Genomic DNA, 17025 nt, shown 5'->3' with positions numbered 1-17025 from the left:
CCCCGCCCCGGGGGGGGGGGGGGGGGGGGGGCGCCGGGTCCGGGTCGGGATCCGGCTCCCGCCCTCGCCGGCGTCGCGGTGGTCATGCCTGGGCCCTCAGGGTCTGCTGGACGAGCTGGTCGGCGGCGGCGCGCAGCACCGTGGCCGGGTCGGCGCCCTGGAGCAGGACCTTGGTCTGGGCGTCGTCGATGACCTTCAGCGCCCGGGCGTAGTCGGCGGTGTAGTTGGTCGGCACCGACGGCTTGGACAGCTCCTCCAGGAGCACCTCGGCGTACTTCTGGCCGCCGAAGTAGGCGCTCTCGGCGTGGAAGGCCGGATCGTCGTACGCCTTGAGCAGGGCCGGGAAGATGCCCTTGTTCTTGTAGATCGGCACCTGGGACTCGGGCCGGGTGAGGGCGAACTCGGCGAAGGCGAACGCCGCCCGCTGGTTCTTGCTGGAGCCGGCGACGGCCAGGTGGGTGGAGTTGACGATGGCCGAGCGCGAGCCGCCGGGGGTGACGGCCGGCGGGAGCATCAGGCGCCAGTTGCCGCTCTGGTCGGCCGCCAGGGACTCCATGTAGCCGCCGTACCAGGCGGGGTTGGGGCAGACGGCGACCTTGCCGGCCTTGACCGCGGAGTCGTAGCCGGGCGCACCGGGCGAGCCCTGGACGTCGAGCAGCAGCCCGGCGTCGTTCATCTCCTTGATCAGGGTGAGCGCCCGGACGGCTTCCGGCGAGTTGATGGTGATCTTGCCGTCGATGTTGAAGTAGAAGGTGCCCTGGAGCTGGAGCAGCAGCTGGAAGAGGTTGGCCGAGTCGGCCTGCGAGGCCGAGCGGTCCACGGCCAGCAGCGCGGTGCCGGTGGTCTCCTTGACCTTCTTGCCCGCGGTGATGACGTCGTCCCAGGTGGCGAGGGAGGCGGCGTCGACGCCGGCCTTCTGGAAGAGGTCGGAGCGGTAGAAGAACCCGCTCGCGTTGGCCTCCCACGGCAGGGCGTAGACCTTGGACTGGCGGGAGACGGTCTGCCACAGGCCCGGCGCGAAGGCGTCGGCGTGCTTGTTGGCGCCCAGCGCGCCGAGGTCCGCGAGGCCGCCCGGGAACTTCTCGATGTAGCCGGGCAGGTAGTCGACGCCGATGTGCAGCACGTCGGCCAGGCCCTGGCCGCCGGCGGCCATCGCGATGGTGATCTTGTCCCAGATCGCCGGGTTGCCGATGTCCTGGACGGTCACCTTGACCTTGGGGTGGACGGCGTTGAAGGCCGGGATCAGGGCCTTGAGCTCCGCCGCCGGGTTCTTCCAGCTCCACACGGTGACCGATCCGGACAGCTCGCCGGAACCGCCCGCGTCTCCCCCACCGGAGCCCGAACTGCTGCACGCGGCCAGGACCGACCCTCCGCCGGCGGCGACGGCAGCCGCGCCGACCCCCTTGAGGAAGCCACGCCGACTCGGCCCGCCCACGATTCTGCCACCCATGTCCGGAGCTCCTTCGCTCTGCTCGGGCGCGCCGCTCGCGGCCGTCCCGACTGGCTGCGGCGCACCATCGATCGGTGCCGCCGCCGTCCCGCTGATCGCGGGAACGGGAGTGAATCTAGCCAGGCCATGAATGGTTAACAACAGTTTTCGGAAATTTTTCGTCGCACAGAGCGAAAACGTTACAACGAGATGGCGGCGCCCGCCGGGGGCATGCCGACGCCCGTGCCGTCGGTCACCGACGGCACGGGCGTCCCAGGGTCACGGGGTCACAGGGTCGGGCCCCCGGGTGGCGAGGTGGTCGGCCCAGACGATCACCAGGGTGTCCAGCGGGCCGGTGTCCGCCGGGGTGGCGGTCCCGGCCAGCGCGCCGCCGTCACGGCCGCGCACCCCCGGCCGGACTTCAAGAACCGGATCCTCGCCGCGTTCACCGAGGGCATCAGGGACCGCCCGGCCACCACCTTCGGCAACGTCAAGACCGATGTCCTGGCGCACTACGTCCCGGGCTTCGAGCGGGGTGACTTCGTCGAGACCGTCCTCGGCTCCGACTGGTCCGAGTGAGCCCCGCGCCGGGCCCGCCTCACCCGCCCGGGGTGGTGCGCGCGCGGGCGGCGGGCGTCACCGTGGGCCATTGGGGGGTCGGACCCCGGTGCCCGGTGGCCCGGTCGGCTCGTTCTCCGGAGGCAGGCGATGGACGACTACCCACTGCTGAACATCTTCCTCACGACCATGTGGTTCTTCCTGTGGATCCTCTGGTTCATGCTCCTGTTCCGGGTCTTCGGGGACCTCTTCCGGGACGACTCGGTCGGCGGCTGGGGCAAGGCCGGATGGTGCGTGCTGCTGATCGTGCTGCCGTTCCTGGGCGTGTTCATCTACCTGATCGCCCGGGGCAAGGGGATGGGGATGCGTGAGGCGGCCCGGGTGAAGCAGGCGGACAGCGAGTTCCGGGACTACGTACGGGACGCGGCCGGGTCGGAGGCCAAGCGGCCCAGCGCCACCGAGGAACTGGCCCGGCTGGCGGACCTGCGGCGGGACGGCTCCATCACGGAGGAGGAGTACCAGCGCGCCAAGGCGCTCGTGCTGGGTTGACCGGCCCCCGGACAGACAGGGGCCGGAACGGGGCCGGGCGCCGTCAGGGACCCTGGGCCGTCACGGTCGGGGGTCCCGGCGGTGCGGGCGGCGCCGTCGGCGGCGTCGGCGGCCCGGGCGCCGGGGGCGGCTCGGCCGGGGCGGCGGCCCGGTAGGCGGGGGCGAGGAACTCGCGGACCGCGAACGCCGCCAGCACGACCACGGCGAACCAGAACACCACCATCGCCGTCGGGTGGTCCCAGAACGTGAACACCACGGCGGCGACGACCAGGATCGCCACGCCCGTCCAGCGCTTGTAGCGGCCGACGAAGCGCTCCGCCGGCCCGGCCCGGAAACCCGCCGAGTCGGCCGCGGAGCGCAGCGCCGCCACCCCGTGGCCGGCCACCGAACGGACGGTGACGGCGGCCCTCGAGGGGCCGATGAGGAACGCGCCGAGCGCCACGACCAGCGCCAGGAAGCCGACCACCCGCACCGCGGAGCGCAGATAGGTCACCAGCGCGTCGTAGACGGCGCCGGCCGCGGCGGGCGAGGCCTCGGCGGGCAGATGGTCCAGGAAGTAGGAGCGGAACACCGTCAGGGCGACGCCGAGCAGCAGCATCGCCGCCGCGATGCCGAGGGCGGCGCCGGCCAGCGCGCGGCGGCGGTTGACGGCCGTGAACACCGCGCCGGCCGCGACCAGGACCGTGATCACCGGCATCCACCAGCCGAGGATCCCCAGCAGCCGGAAGCCGCCGCGGATCTTGGCGAGGTCGGGCGAGGAGAACACCACGAACTCGGTGTGCACCTCCGGGATCTTGGCCGCGGGCCCGAACCCGGCCTGGACCAGGGCGGTCTTTACCCGGTCCACCATCGGCCCGATGTCGATCACGACCTCGTCGTTCTTGAGCACCACCGCGCCGCCGCCCTCGCCGGTGAGGGCCTTGACCATGGTGGCGTGCCCGGCCCGTACCGCGTCCTCCCAGACGGTGGCGAAGGCGTCGCTGGTGACCACCCGCTCGGCGACGGAGTGCACGAGGTTGGTCAGCGCCCCCTCCAGCGGTCCGGTCAGGCCGCCCAGCAACTGGGCCAGCCGGGGCGGCACACCCTGCTCGGCGGCGGCCTGGGACAGGTCGTTCACCAGGGACTTGACGTCGACCTGCTCCGTCGCGGCATTGGTGATCCGGTTGGCCAGGGCGCTCTGGACGTCGGGGTTGTGGGCCAGCGGTGCCATGGTGGCGACGAACCGGTCGGTGTCGGTGATCTCGTCGTGGGCCCAGACCGCGATCACCGCGAGCAGCGACAGCACGGACGCGACCACCACCAGGACGACCGAGCCGGTGGTGCGCAGCCGGTGGTGCTCCTTCTTGCCCCGGGCGTCCGCCTCCAGCTCGGCGACCCGGCGGTGCAGCGCGTCCAGTTCGACGCTGTCCGGGCGGCCGGGCTGGGCGGGGCCGGGCTCGGTCGGTGGCATGGGCGCGGCTCCTCGTCCTGGGTGGCCCGGGATCGGGGCACGCCCCGGGCGGACCGGTGGCGCCGTGGGGCGCGAACACCGGTGCACCCAGCCAAGGGCCCCGGGCGGCACTCGGCGAGCAGGGCTGACCCACCGGGGTGACCGGGGCCGGTCCCGCCCGCCCCGGTGGGTCGGCCCCGCTCGCCCATCACCCCGAACAGGTGAGCCGGTGGCCGGGGGCGGCGGGTTAGCGTCGCTCCGGGTCGGTGTCCGGGCGGCGCCCGGACCGGCCCCCGACCGGCGCACCCGACCGGCCGGCCCCCACCCCCTTCGCCCGGAGGAGCCGACGTGAGCAACGCACCCGATGCACCCGGCGGGGCGGACGAATCCGAACGGGTCGACCTCGGCCCCATCGACTACCTGGTGATCGCGTTCCCCGGCAGCCACCTCCATGGCGAGGGCCTGCCGCTGCTCGTCGACCTGGTCGATCGCGACATCGTCCGAATCCTCGACCTGATCTTCGTCCGCAAGGACGAGGACGGCACGGTCTCCGCCGTCGAACTGGCCGACCTGAACGGCGACGGCGTCCTCGACCTGACCGTCTTCGAGGGCGCCTCCTCCGGTCTGCTCGGGGACGCCGACGTCACCGAGGCCGGTCTGGTCCTGGAGCCCGGCGACTCCGCCGTGGTGCTCCTCTACGAGAACCGGTGGGCCGCTCCACTGGCCGCCGCCCTGCGGCGGGCGGACGCGCGCATGGTCGCCAGTGGGCGCGTCCCGGTCCAGGACCTCCTGGAGGTGCTGGACGCACTGGAGGAGCTCGACGCCGCCGGCTGACCCGCGCGGCCCCACCCCGCCCCCGTTCTTCCTCACCCTCTCCCTCACTGTCTCCCTCACCCCAGGCAGGAAGCCATGCCCGGACTGCTACGTGGCGTCGCCCGCACCGCGGTCGTCGCCGGAACGGCCACCGCCGTCTCCAACCGAGTCTCCCGTCGCCAGGCCGGCCGCTGGGCGCGGCAGGAGGAGTACGCCGAACCCGCGCCCGCCGCCCCCGCTGCCCCGGCCGCACCCCCGCCGGCCGCCGCGGCGCCCGCCGCGCCGACCATGGAGGAGAAGCTGGACCAGCTCAAGGACCTCGCGACGCTCAAGGACCAGGGGGTCCTCACCGAGGAGGAGTTCGCGGCGCAGAAGGCCCGGATCCTCGGCAGCTGACCATGGCGAACCGCTGGAAGCCCCTGGCCGTCCTCGGCACGGCCCAGTTCCTGATGGTGCTGGACGCCTCGGTGATGAACGTCTCGATCAGCCAGCTGGTCGAGGACTTCGACACCGAGGTGACCGCCATCCAGGCCGTCATCACCCTGTACACCCTGGTGATGGCGGCCTTCATGCTGACCGGCGGCAAGATCGGCGACATGTTCGGGCGCCGTCGGGTCTTCGTGATCGGCCTGGTCGTGTACGCGGTCGGCTCGGGGCTGACCGCGGTGGCGCCCACGGTCGGGGTGCTCGCCCTCGGCTGGTCGATCATCGAGGGGCTGGGGGCGGCGCTGGTGCTGCCCGCGCTGGCCGCCCTGGTGGCCGGCTCCTACTCCGGCCGCGACCGGGCGGTCGCCTACGGCGTGATCGGCGGCCTCGCGGGCGCGGGCATCGCGGTGGGCCCGCTGCTCGGCGGCTGGGTGACCACCTATCTGACCTGGCGGCTGGTGTTCGCCGGCGAAGTGGTGCTGGTCCTGACGATCCTGCTGCTGATGCGCTGGGTGCCGGTGCAGCCCCGGCCGACCGACCCGCCCCGGCTCGACCTGCTCGGCGTGGTGCTGTCCGCGGCGGGCCTGGCCCTGATGGTGCTGGCCGTGCTGCAGAGCGGGACGTGGGGCTGGGTCCAGCCGCGCAACCCGCCGTTCACCGTCCTCGGCTTCGCGCCGACGCTGTTCGTCGTCGCGCTCGGGGCCGCCCTGACCTACGCCTTCTGCGTGCACGAGCGCCGACGCGAGAGCCGGGGCCGCACGCCCCTGGTCTCGCTCGACCTGTTCGGCAACCGGACGCTGCGTTCGGGGCTGACCACCCTGTTCAACCAGAACACCGTCCTGCTGGGCCTGTTCTTCGTCATCCCGCTCTAGCTCCAGGTCGTGCAGGGCCTGAACGCCTTCGAGACCGGGCTGCGGCTGCTGCCGGTGTCCGTGACGATGCTCGGCGCCTCGATGTCGGGCACCCTGCTGCTGCGCTACGCCTCGCCGCGCACCATCGCCAGGGCGGGCCTGCTGGTCCTGCTCGCCGCCACCCTGTGGCTGATCACGGCGATCGGACCGGACCTGCGCGGCGCCTCCTTCGCCGGGGCGATGGCCCTGCTCGGCGTCGGGATGGGGATGCTCGCCTCGCAGCTGGGCAACACGGTGCAGTCCAGCGTGCTGGCGGAGGAGCGCAGCGAGGCCGGCGGGCTGCAGTACACCGCGCAGAACCTCGGCTCCTCGCTCGGGACGGCGCTGATCGGGGCGATCCTCGTCGGCGCCCTCGCGACCTCCGTGACCACCCAGATCGAGAGCGATCCCCGGGTCTCCGGGGCCGTCAAGCAGCAGACCGCCGTCCAGGTGGAGGCCGGCCTGTCCTTCGTACCGGCCGACCAGGTGGCCTCGGCGCTGGCGGCGCGGCCGGACGTCCCGCCGGCGGAGGCGGCGGCCGTGGTGGAGAACTACCAGGACGCGCAGATCGACGGTCTCAAGGCCGCCGTGCTCGCCTGCTCCTGCATCACGGCCGGCGCGGTGCTGTTCACCGGCCACCTGCCCGCTACCCGCCCGGCGCGAAAGGCCACCGGCCCGGGCCACCCGGACGGGTGACTGGAGCGCGTTCCGAGGACGGGGCCGGGCTTCCTCGGGATCGGGCCGGGCTTCTTCGGGATCGGGCCGGGGTCCCTCGGGATCGAGCCGGGGTCCCTCGGGATCGGGCCGGCCGGGCGCAGGTCAGTGGCCGACGGCGACCTTGGCCGCGACGATGACCAGTCCCAGGACCAGGTTGACGGCACCCTCGGCGACGATCTGGCGCGGTCGGGCCCCGGCCCGGTGGGCGCCCAGGGTGGCCCAGGCCACCTGCTGGCAGACCGCGACCGCCAGCGCGAGCCAGGCGTTCTCCCCCGCGCCCAGCGACGGGCTGGCGAGGACCGCCAGCGCCGGAAGCGCCGCGGCCTCGACGATCGGCCACTCGTGCCGGCCGACCCGGCGCACCTGGCGGAAGGTCACGTCCTGCCCCGCCTCGCGCTGCCCGGCGACGTGCGCGTAGACGTGGGCGGCCCAGAAGACGAGCCCGGTGACCACCAGCAGCAGGACGAGCGACAGCCTCGGATGGGGCTCCTGCACGCTGGACGCGGCGATCACGGAGGCCGCCAGCATCGAGCCGTAGACCGCGCCCGCGTAGTCCGTCCGCCGTGCCCTGACGCCCGGTCCGGGCGGGCCGGGGGCACGGCGGCGGGGTGCCGGTCCGGGGACGCTCACGGCGGCCTCCTGGGGGCTGCGCTCGGCCGGCTCGCCGAGTCCTTGCCGCGATCCTCGCCGCTCGGGGTCCGCCCGGCCACCTCCGGCGGGCGGGGCGCCGGGTACCGGCCGGGCCGAGCCCGGACCGGTCGGCCCCGTCGGCACACGGCTCGGGTAGCACCCGGCTCGGATGGCACCCGGCCCCGGGGCCGTACTACGGTCGAAGGGACGTTCCACCCCGGGCGGTCCGGCGGCGCCCGCCGCCGGGGACCGCGTCCCGCGCCCCGCCCGGACGTGCCCTCCCGAGGGCGGAACCACCAGGCGGTGGCCCCATGCCGTACATCCGCGCAGCGCCCGCACCCCTCTCCCCGACCGGGCTCGCCTCCCCACCGGTGCTCGCCCCCGCGCCCGCCTCCCCGGTCCCGACGGCGGAGGCGGACCCGACAGCGGCGCCGCTCCCGGCAGCGGACACGCCCGCCCCGGTGCGGCTGCCCAACGGCGACCCGATGCTGGCCACCCGGGTCCGGCCGCCCCGCCCACCCGCCGCCGCCTTCCTGCGCCGCGACCGCCTGCTCGGCCGGCTCGACAGTGCCGCGCTCCGTCCGGTGACCCTGGTCACCGGCCCGGCCGGGGCCGGCAAGACCCTGCTGGTGGCCGACTGGCTGGCCCGCGGCCGCCTCCCCGGCCCGGCGGGCTGGCTCACCCTGGAGCCGAGCGACAACCAGCCCGGCACCTTCTGGGCCTACGTCCGCGAGGCCCTGCGGACCGGGGTCGCCGGACTGCCCGAGGAGGTGGGCGCCCCCGCCCGGGCCGAGCACGTCGAGCCGTCCCTGCTGCTGCGGCTGGCCGCCTGGATCAACGCCTGCCCCCGGCCGCTGGTCCTGGTCCTGGACGAGTGCGAGCACCTCGACAACCTCCGGCTCGCCGAACAGCTGCACGACCTGGTCCGGCACACCGCCGGCCGGCTGCGGCTCGTCCTGGTCGGCCGCAGCGAGCCGCTGCTGCCCCTGCACCGCTACCGGGCGGCGGGCGAGCTGGCCGAGATCCGGGCCGGCGAGCTCGCGCTGGACCGCGCCGAGACCGCCGCCGTGCTGGAGCGGCACGGGCTGCGGGTCGGCCCGGCCGCCGTCGGGTCCGTGCACCACGCGCTGTCCGGCTGGACCGCCGGGGTCCGGCTGCTCGCCCTCGCCGCGCAGGAGGCCGAGGACCCCGAGGCGTACCTCGGACGGATCGGCGCCGGGCCCGCCGCGCTCTCGGACTTCCTGCTCGCCGAGGTGCTGCGCACCCAGCCCGCGCCGACCCAGGACCTGCTGCTGCGCTGCAGCATCCTGGGCCCGGTCCACCCCGACCTCGCCGACGCGCTCACCGGCCGCCGCGACGGGCGGCGGATCCTGGACCGGCTGCACCAGGAGAACGCCTTCACCGACGCCCTGCCCGACGGCTGGTACCGGCTGCACCCGATGTTCGCCGGGATCCTGCGCCTGCACCTGCGCGCCGCCGCCCCGGAGCGGGTCGACGAGCTGCGGGTGCGGGCCGCGCACTGGCTCGCCGGACACGGCCAGTACCGGGCCGCGCTGGACCACGCGGCCGAGGCCGGGGCCTGGGCGCTGGCCGCGCGGCTGCTGGTCGACGAGTTCGCGCTCGGCGAGCTGCTGGCCGGGCGCGACGCGACCCGGCTGTGCGCGCTGTTCGCCCGGATGCCGCCGACCGAGCACAGCCCGGCCGCCGAACTGGTCCGCGCTGCCGTCCACCTCACCCGCGACGAGGCCGCGAGCGCGCTGCGGATCCTGGAGCACGTCGAACCCCTGCTGCCCGCCGAGCGGACCCCGCTCCACCTGGCCGCCGTCCTGGTCCGCACCGGCGCAGCCCGGCTGCTCGGCTCGGCCCCGCTCGCCGACCGCGCCGCCCGCCGGGCCGAGGAGCTGGAACGCCGAGTGCCGGCCGACCCGCTGGAGCGGCACCCCGAGCTGCTCACCCTGATGGCCGCCGACCTCGGCTCGACACTGCTCTGGCACGGGCGCCTGGACGAAGCCTGCCGAGCGCTGGAACGCGCGGCGCGGGCCCCGCTCTCGCCCACCACCGCCCGGCTGCGCCACGACGCGCTGTGCCGGCTGGCGCTCATCGACTGCCTGCGCGGCCGACCGGGGCGGGCCGAGCACCGGGTGCGCGAGGCGGACGAGGAGGCCGACCGGTCCAGTCTGCCGCCGGACAGCCGCACCGAGGTCCGGGACCTCGTGCTGGCCGCCGTCGCCCTGGAGCGCGACGAGCCGGCCCGGGCCCGGGCGGCGCTGCACCGGCTGGCGGGCGGTCGCACACCGGAGCACGACCCGGTGGTGACGGTGGGGAGCGGCGTGATGCGGGCCATGCTGCGGCTGGGCGAGGGCCGTCCGGACAGCGCGCTGCGGCTACTGGAGGAGACCCGGCGGCGCGGCCTCGCGGACCGGGCCTCCGACTGGAGCCGCGAGCGCCTGGCCGTCACGGCCTGCGCCGCGCACCTGGCCGCCGGCCGGCCGGCCGAGGCGGTGGCGGCCCTGGACGACGTGCCGGCCCTGGCGCCCGACTCCCTGGTGGTGGCGGCCCGGGCCCGGCTCGCGGCCGGCCGGGACGAGCGGGGCACCCTGGCCGGGCTGCGGGCCCTGCGCGAGGACCCGGCCGTGGGCGGTGCGATCCGTACCCGGGCGCTGCTGCTGCTGGCGCAGGCCGAGCGCGACGGTCCCGACGGCGCCCGGCTGCTGGCCGAGGCCCTGGCCGCCGCCGAGCCGGACCGGCTCCGCCGCCCGTTCCGCGAGTCGGCGCCCTGGGTGCGCCGGCGGCTGCGCGGGCTGCCCCAGCTGGCCCGCGCCCACGGTTGGCTGCCGACCGACCTGCTGCCGCCCGCCCAGGAGCAGGCCCCGGAGCGGTGTGCGGAGGCCGGGCCGGTGCAACCGGCGGCCGGGGCGCCGGTCGAGCCGCTGACCGGGCGGGAGCGCGAGATCCTGCTCTGCGCCGCGCGGATGCTGTCGACCCAGGAGATCGCCGAGGAGCTGTACGTGTCGCCGAACACCGTCAAGACGCACCTCAAGAGCGTCAACCGCAAGCTCCGGACGGCCAACCGCCGGGACGCGGTGCGCACCGCCACCCGGCTGCGCCTGCTGGACGCGCCCTGAGCCGGGCTGTGCTCCCGGGCCGTGCTCCGGCCCGCGCTCCGAGTCCCGTTCACGGGCCTGGTTCCGGGCGGGCTACTCCGGCCTGGTGCCGGGCGGGCTACTCGGGCAGCCGGCGCAGCTCCGTGACCGTCAGCCCCAGCGCCTGGAACCGGTTCAGCAGCCCGTACAGGTGGGCTTCGTCGACCACCTCGCCGACCAGCACCGTCTGGTCCGGGACGACCGCGCTCGCCAGCTCCGGGAAGCCCTCCCGGCGGGTCGTCTCCTGCAGCAGGCCGGACACCCGGATCTCGTAGCGCATGGGGCCGGTTCCCTTCGCCTCGGTGGTGGCGTCCAGTCTCGCCGCCGCGCGGAGCCCGCCGCATCACCCCCGTGAGGTGACCGCGCGGGGAGCGGCCGTCGGCGGACGGAGCGGACGGAGCGGTCGGGGCGGTCGGGCCCGGCCACGGATCCGGCGGGGCCCGGCAGGTATCGACACGGGCGGGTTGTGCCACGGCTATTGACGAAAAATCCAACAGTGGCGATTCTCGACCCACCGAGTACGCAGGACATGACAGCCCGCCCGGGCGCCGCTCCGTGCCGCGGGCGGGCGTCGTCCGCGTCGTCCGCCCGCCACCCGGAACTGGGGTGCACATGACGCGACTCCCCCACCCACGTCGTCCCCACGCACAGCGCTTCCCCCTCCGCCGCAGGATCGCCACCGTGATCGCCTCGCTGCTCGCCCTGGTCGCCGCGGCCCTCGCCGCGCCGGCGCACGGCGCCGCCGGGGCGAACTGGTGGGACCCGGTCGCCCGGCCCGCCCCCGATGCCGCGATCGGCGTCACCGGCGCGCCCTTCACCGGCACCGACGCCCAGGGCAGGGTCCGCGGCTTCGTCGACGCCCACGACCACATCATGGCCGCCGAGGGCTTCGGCGGCCGGCTCATCTGCGGCAAGGCCTTCTCCGAGGCCGGGGTCGAGGACGCCCTCAAGGACTGTCCGGAGCACTACCCCGACGGCTCCCTCGCCATCTTCGACCTCATCACCAAGGGCGGTGACGGCAAGCACGACCCGGTCGGCTGGCCGACCTTCGCCGACTGGCCGGCCCACGACTCGCTGACCCACCAGCAGAACTACTACGCCTGGATCGAGCGCGCCTGGCGCGGCGGCGAGCGGGTGCTGGTCAACGACCTGGTGACCAACGGCGTGATCTGCTCGGTCTACTTCTTCAAGGACCGCAGCTGCGACGAGATGACCGCGATCCGGCTGGAGGCCCAGAAGTCCTGGGACCTCCAGGCGTACATCGACAAGATGTACGGCGGGCCCGGCAAGGGCTGGTTCCGGATCGTCACCGACAGCGCGCAGGCCCGCGAGGTGGTCCGCCAGGGCAAGCTGGCCGTGGTGCTCGGGGTGGAGACCTCCGAGCCCTTCGGCTGCAAGCAGGTCCTGGACGTCGCCCAGTGCAGCCGCGCGGACATCGACCGCGGCCTCGACGAGCTGTACGGGCTCGGCGTGCGCAGCATGTTCCTGTGCCACAAGTTCGACAACGCGCTGTGCGGGGTCAGGTTCGACGAGGGGGCGCTCGGTACGGCGATCAACGCCGGGCAGTTCCTGTCGACCGGCACCTTCTGGCAGACCGAGACGTGCCCCGGCCCGCAGCACGACAATCCGATCGGGCTGGCGCCCACCCCCGCCTCGATCCAGCAGCAGCTGCCCGCCGGGGTCACCGTCCCCTCGTACGCCGGGGACGCGCAGTGCAACACCAGGGGGCTGACCGAGCTCGGCGAGTACGCGCTGCGCGGCATGATGCGGCGCGGCATGATGCTGGAACTCGACCATATGAGCGTCAAGGCGGCCGGCCGGTCCCTGGACATCCTGGAATCGCAGTCCTACCCGGGCGTCGTCTCCTCCCACAGCTGGATGGACCTCGGCTGGATGGAGCGCGTCTACAAGCTCGGCGGCTTCGTCGCCCAGTACATGAACGGCGCCGAGGCGTTCAGCTCGGAGGCGAAGCGCACCGACGCGCTGCGCGACAAGTACGGCGTCGGGTACGGCTACGGGACGGACATGAACGGCGTCGGCGGCTGGCCCGGCCCGCGCGGGGCCGACACCCCCAACCCCGTGCGCTACCCGTTCCGCACCGCCGACGGCGGCTCCCTGGTCGACCGCGCCACCGCGGGCAGCCGCACCTGGGACCTCAACACCGACGGGGCCGCGCACTACGGCCTGGTGCCGGACTGGATCGAGGACATCCGGCAGGTCGGCGGGCAGGGCGTGGTGGACGACCTGTTCCGGGGCGCGGAGTCCTACCTCACCACCCTGGGCGCCTCGGAGCAGCACCGGGCGGCCGTCAACCTCACCGCCGGGGCCTCCGCCGGTGCCAGTTCGGCCGAGTGGAACCCGTTCACCAGCTACGCCGCGGACCGGGCGATCGACGGCAGTCCGTCCAGCCGCTGGGCCAGCGACTGGAGCGACGACCAGTGGCTGCAGCTCGACCTGTCCACCACCACCCTGGTCTCCCGGGTCACCCTGGACTGGGAGCGCGCCTACGCCAGGGCGTACCGGATCGAGGTGTCCACCGACGGCAGCACCTGGCGGACCGTCTGGTCCACCACCTCGGGTGACGGCGGGCTGGACACCGCCCGGTTCCCCGGCGTCCCGGCGCGGTACGTCCGGGTGCACGGCGAGCAGCGTGCCACCTCCTGGGGGTACTCGCTGTACGACGTGGGCGTGTACCGGGCCTGAGCGGTGCCGGGCCCGTCGGGGGGCGGTCGGCGCGACCGCCCCCGGCGGGCTCTCCGGCGGGCTTTCCGGCGGGCCGGAAAAAATCTTCGGCACCGGTGTCGAGAATCCGTGGCCTGCTCCGTCCCAGGGGTGAGCGCGGCCAGAATGGGCCGCACCACCCCCGAGGAGAGGGACACCATGGCGAAGTACCTGCTGCTGAAGCACTACCGCGGCGCGCCGGAGGCGGTCAACAACGTGCCGATGGACCGCTGGACGCCGGAGGAGGTCTCGGCCCACATCCAGTACATGAACGACTTCGCCGCCGCGCTGGAGAAGACCGGCGAGTTCGTCGACGGCCAGGCGCTCGCCCCCGAGGGCACCTGGGTCCGGTACGACGGCGAGGGCCGCCCGCCGGTCACCGACGGCCCGTTCGCCGAGACCAAGGACCTCATCGCCGGCTGGATGGTGATCGACGTCGACAGCTACGAGCGCGCCGTCGAACTCGCCGGCGAGCTGTCCGCCGCTCCCGGCGCGGGCGGTCGGCCGATCCACGAGTGGCTGGAGCTGCGCCCCTTCTACGGCGCCGCGCCCACCGTCACCGAGTGACCGCACCCATGGACGAGGCACTGCTCCGCGGTCTCACCCCGGGCGTGCTCGGCGTCCTCGTCCGCCGCGGAGCCGACTTCGCGGCGGCCGAGGACGCCGTCCAGGACGCGCTGGTCGAGGCGCTGCGGGTCTGGCCCGACGACCCGCCCCGCGATCCCAAGGGCTGGCTGGTCACGGTCGCCTGGCGGAAGTTCCTGGACGCCTCCCGGGCGGACACGGCCCGGCGGCGGCGCGAGGACCGGGTCGAGGAGGAGCCCGCGCCGGGGCCGGTGGCCGAGGTCGACGACACGCTCCGGCTGTACTTCCTGTGCGCCCACCCGGCGCTGTCGCCCGCCTCGGCGGTCGCGCTCACCCTGCGCGCCGTCGGCGGGCTCACCACCCGGCAGATCGCCCGTGCCTACCTGGTGCCCGAGGCGACCATGGCGCAGCGGATCAGCCGGGCCAAGCGCACCGTGTCCGGGGTCCGGCTGGACCGCCCCGGCGATGTCGCGACCGTGCTGCGGGTGCTCTACCTGGTGTTCAACGAGGGCTATTCGGGGGATGTCGACCTGGCCGCCGAGGCGATCCGGCTCACCCGGCAGCTGGCGGCCCGGGTGGACCACCCGGAGGTGGCGGGGCTGCTGGCGCTGATGCTGCTCCACCACGCCCGGCGGGCGGCCCGGACGACGCCGGAGGGCGCGCTGGTGCCGCTCGCCGAGCAGGACCGCTCCCGGTGGGACACCGCGGCGATCACCGAGGGCGTGGCGGTGCTCCAGGGCGCCCTGGTCCGCGACCGGCTGGGCGAGTTCCAGGCACAGGCGGCGGTCGCGGCGCTGCACGCGGACGCGCCGACGGCCGGGGAGACGGACTGGGTGCAGATCGTCGAGTGGTACGACGAACTGCTGCGGCTGACCGACAGCCCGGTGGTCGGGCTGAACCGCGCGGTCGCCGTCGGCGAGGCGGACGGGCCGCGCGCGGGGCTGGCGGCGCTCGCGGACGTCGACGCGGCGGTGCCGCGCCGCGCGGCGGCGGCGGCCTATCTGCACGAGCGCGCGGGCGACCGGGCGGCGGCGGCCCGGCTGTACGCGGAGGCGGCCCGGGCGGCGTCCAACCTCGCCGAGCGGGACCATCTGACCCGGCAGGCCGCCCGGCTCAACACGGCGGCGGGCGGGGACGGCCGCCCCTGAAATGCTTGTGCCCGCCTGCTAACGGCTCTGGCCGGTATTCCCTCCGATGGCTTATCCTGGAACAGCCACTCCCGGAAGGAGACCCGGACCCATGACCGCCACGGACCCCGCACTCACCGCCCTGGCCAGCGGCTGGGGCGCGCTCTCCCTCCTGCACAGCCGGATCGAGGGGCACATCGAACGCGCCCTGCAGAGCGGGCACGACCTCAGCGTGCGCGAGTACTCGCTGCTCGACGTGCTCAGCCGGCAGCACGACGGCGAGGGCGGCCACCTGCAGATGAAGCAGGTCGCCGACGCAGTCGTACTGAGCCAGAGCGCCACCACCCGGCTGGTCACCCGACTGGAGGACCGGGGCCTGCTCTCGCGCTACCTGTGCCCGACCGACCGGCGCGGCATCTACACCAATATGAGCGAGGCCGGACTGGAGCTGCTGGCGGAGGCGCGGCCGACGAATGACGCGGCCCTGCGCGAGGCGCTCGCCGAGGCGGCCCGGAAGCCCGAGCTGGCCACCCTGGTCGAGGCCGTCGAGGCCTTGGACGCCCCGGCGGCGGCGCGGTAGGCCGCGGCAGTACCCCCAGCACCAGCACCCCCAGCCATCAGCACCCCGAGGACCGGTTTCCAGCACTGCGCTGGGACCGGTCCTCCGCGTGTTCCATGCCCATTTCTACCCGGCCCGTGCTGGCATCCAGAGGACGGTGGCATCCCGCGTTTGCAGTTAGCACGCGCATGCAATTATTGTGAACACACGCAAGGAGCTCACTCAAGCAATTACAGGAGGGTCGAGCCCAATGCCTCTCGCACTGCTCGCTCTGGCCGTCGGCGCCTTCGGCATCGGCACCACCGAATTCGTGATCATGGGCCTGCTGCCCGAGGTCGCCGCCGACTACGGCGTCTCCATCCCCACCGCGGGCCTGCTGGTCACCGGTTACGCCCTCGGCGTGGTCCTCGGCGCGCCACTGCTCACCGTGCTCGGCACCAAGGTCAGCCGCAAGCGGATGCTGATGCTGCTGATGGGCCTGTTCGTGGTCGGCAACCTGCTCTCCGCGGCCGCCCCCTCCTTCGGGACGATGCTCGCCGGCCGGGTGGTCGCCTCACTCGCCCACGGCGCGTTCTTCGGCATCGGCTCCGTCGTCGCCGCCGAACTGGTGGCCCCGGACAAGAAGGCCGGCGCCATCGCCACCATGTTCACCGGACTCACCGTCGCCAACATCGTCGGCGTCCCGCTGGGCACCTACATCGGGCAGGCCGTCGGCTGGCGGACCACCTTCGTGATCGTCGCCGCGCTCGGCCTGGTCGGCATGGCCGGGATCGCCCGGCTCGTCCCGGAACAGGCCCGCCCCGAGGGCGCCCACCTGCGCCGCGAGCTGACCGCCTTCCGCAACCCGCAGGTGCTGCTGGCCATGGCGATGACCGTGCTCGGCTTCGGCGGCGTCTTCGCCGCGATCACCTACATCGCCCCGATGACGACCCACGTGACCGGCTACTCGGACGGCGCGGTGACCTGGCTGCTGGTGCTGTTCGGCATCGGGATGTTCCTCGGCAACCTGCTCGGCGGCCGGTTCGCGGACCGGCGGCTGATGCCGCTGCTCTACACCAGCCTCGGCGGCCTCGCCCTCGTGCTCGCGCTGTTCACCCTCACCGCCCACAACAAGGTCCTCGCCGCGATCACCGTCGTGCTCGTCGGGGCGCTCGGCTTCGCCACCGTCCCGCCGCTGCAGAAGCGGGTCCTGGACCAGGCGCACGGCGCCCCCACCCTCGCCTCGGCCGTGAACATCGGCGCCTTCAACCTCGGCAACGCCCTCGCCGCCTGGCTCGGCGGCATGGTCATCACCGCGGGCCTCGGCTACACCGCGCCGAACTGGGTGGGGGCGCTCCTCGCCGCCGCGGCGCTGGTCCTCGCCCTCTGGTCCGCCGCCCTGGAGCGCCGCACCGCCAAGACCCGGACGGCCGCGCCCGCCCCCTCACCCACCGCCGTACCGGTCCACCA

Annotated in this window: 13 protein-coding genes and 2 pseudogenes; 11 read left to right on the top strand and 4 right to left on the bottom strand. The window is 74.5% G+C overall.

Features of this window, described 5'->3' with window-relative positions; all coding sequences use genetic code 11:
- Positions 1–82 precede the first annotated feature (82 nt).
- Positions 83–1450, bottom strand: coding sequence for an ABC transporter substrate-binding protein (locus tag SM793_RS34200; protein ID WP_320442229.1), 1368 nt, complete (start codon positions 1448–1450; stop codon positions 83–85).
- A 360-nt stretch (positions 1451–1810) separates the two neighbouring features.
- Here SM793_RS34200 and SM793_RS34195 point away from each other — a divergent pair.
- Positions 1811–2008 (top strand): annotated as a pseudogene (locus tag SM793_RS34195) (diguanylate cyclase); the annotation flags it as partial.
- Positions 2009–2137: 129 nt separating this feature from the next.
- Positions 2138–2536, top strand: a complete 399-nt coding sequence (locus tag SM793_RS34190; protein WP_320442228.1) for an SHOCT domain-containing protein — start codon at positions 2138–2140, stop codon at positions 2534–2536.
- Between the two features lie 43 nt (positions 2537–2579).
- Here the strand turns inward: SM793_RS34190 and SM793_RS34185 are convergent, their stop codons facing one another.
- On the bottom strand, positions 2580–3986 hold the full coding sequence (locus tag SM793_RS34185) for a hypothetical protein (RefSeq protein WP_320442227.1): 1407 nt from the start codon (positions 3984–3986) through the stop codon (positions 2580–2582).
- Between the two features lie 327 nt (positions 3987–4313).
- On the opposite strand from SM793_RS34185, the gene SM793_RS34180 reads away from it, so the two are divergent.
- From SM793_RS34180 to SM793_RS34170, 3 genes and pseudogenes are all read left to right on the top strand, one after another.
- Positions 4314–4799 carry a DUF6325 family protein gene (locus SM793_RS34180; RefSeq protein ID WP_320442226.1) on the top strand — a complete coding sequence of 162 codons (486 nt, stop codon included), beginning with the start codon at positions 4314–4316 and terminating at the stop codon, positions 4797–4799.
- Positions 4800–4874: 75 nt separating this feature from the next.
- The gene (locus tag SM793_RS34175; RefSeq protein WP_320442225.1) at positions 4875–5174 is read left to right on the top strand and encodes an SHOCT domain-containing protein; all 300 of its coding nucleotides are present in this window, start codon (positions 4875–4877) and stop codon (positions 5172–5174) included.
- Between the two features lie 2 nt (positions 5175–5176).
- A pseudogene (locus tag SM793_RS34170) lies at positions 5177–6790 on the top strand (MFS transporter).
- 123 nt (positions 6791–6913) lie between these two features.
- On the opposite strand, the gene SM793_RS34165 reads toward SM793_RS34170, so the two are convergent.
- On the bottom strand, positions 6914–7441 hold the full coding sequence (locus tag SM793_RS34165) for a hypothetical protein (protein ID WP_320442224.1): 528 nt from the start codon (positions 7439–7441) through the stop codon (positions 6914–6916).
- 311 nt (positions 7442–7752) lie between these two features.
- Here SM793_RS34165 and SM793_RS34160 point away from each other — a divergent pair, with 311 nt between their 5' ends.
- Positions 7753–10566: a LuxR C-terminal-related transcriptional regulator gene (locus tag SM793_RS34160; protein WP_320442223.1), complete on the top strand. Its 2814-nt coding sequence runs from the start codon at positions 7753–7755 to the stop codon at positions 10564–10566.
- A 97-nt stretch (positions 10567–10663) separates the two neighbouring features.
- Here the strand turns inward: SM793_RS34160 and SM793_RS34155 are convergent, their stop codons facing one another.
- A complete protein-coding gene (locus SM793_RS34155; protein ID WP_320442222.1) occupies positions 10664–10864 on the bottom strand; it encodes a hypothetical protein in 201 nt (66 codons plus the stop codon).
- Positions 10865–11196: 332 nt separating this feature from the next.
- On the opposite strand from SM793_RS34155, the gene SM793_RS34150 reads away from it, so the two are divergent.
- From SM793_RS34150 to SM793_RS34130, 5 genes are all read left to right on the top strand, one after another.
- Positions 11197–13287, top strand: coding sequence for a discoidin domain-containing protein (locus SM793_RS34150; RefSeq protein WP_320442221.1), 2091 nt, complete (start codon positions 11197–11199; stop codon positions 13285–13287).
- A 177-nt stretch (positions 13288–13464) separates the two neighbouring features.
- Complete coding sequence (locus SM793_RS34145) at positions 13465–13872, top strand: YciI family protein (protein WP_266315444.1); 408 nt, start codon at positions 13465–13467, stop codon at positions 13870–13872.
- A gap of 8 nt (positions 13873–13880) precedes the next feature.
- On the top strand, positions 13881–15038 hold the full coding sequence (locus SM793_RS34140) for an RNA polymerase sigma factor (RefSeq protein WP_320442230.1): 1158 nt from the start codon (positions 13881–13883) through the stop codon (positions 15036–15038).
- Between the two features lie 91 nt (positions 15039–15129).
- Entirely contained in the window at positions 15130–15597 is a 468-nt protein-coding gene (locus tag SM793_RS34135) for a MarR family winged helix-turn-helix transcriptional regulator (RefSeq protein WP_320442220.1), read from the top strand.
- Positions 15598–15826: 229 nt separating this feature from the next.
- Positions 15827–17025, top strand: a 1199-nt coding sequence (locus SM793_RS34130; protein ID WP_320442219.1) for an MFS transporter, incomplete at its 3' end; no start/stop codon positions are given.

The organism is Kitasatospora purpeofusca (assembly GCF_034043715.1).
Classification (GTDB): Bacteria; Actinomycetota; Actinomycetes; order Streptomycetales; family Streptomycetaceae; genus Kitasatospora; species Kitasatospora purpeofusca_A.
This window is presented reverse-complemented; position numbering and strand designations above follow the sequence as displayed.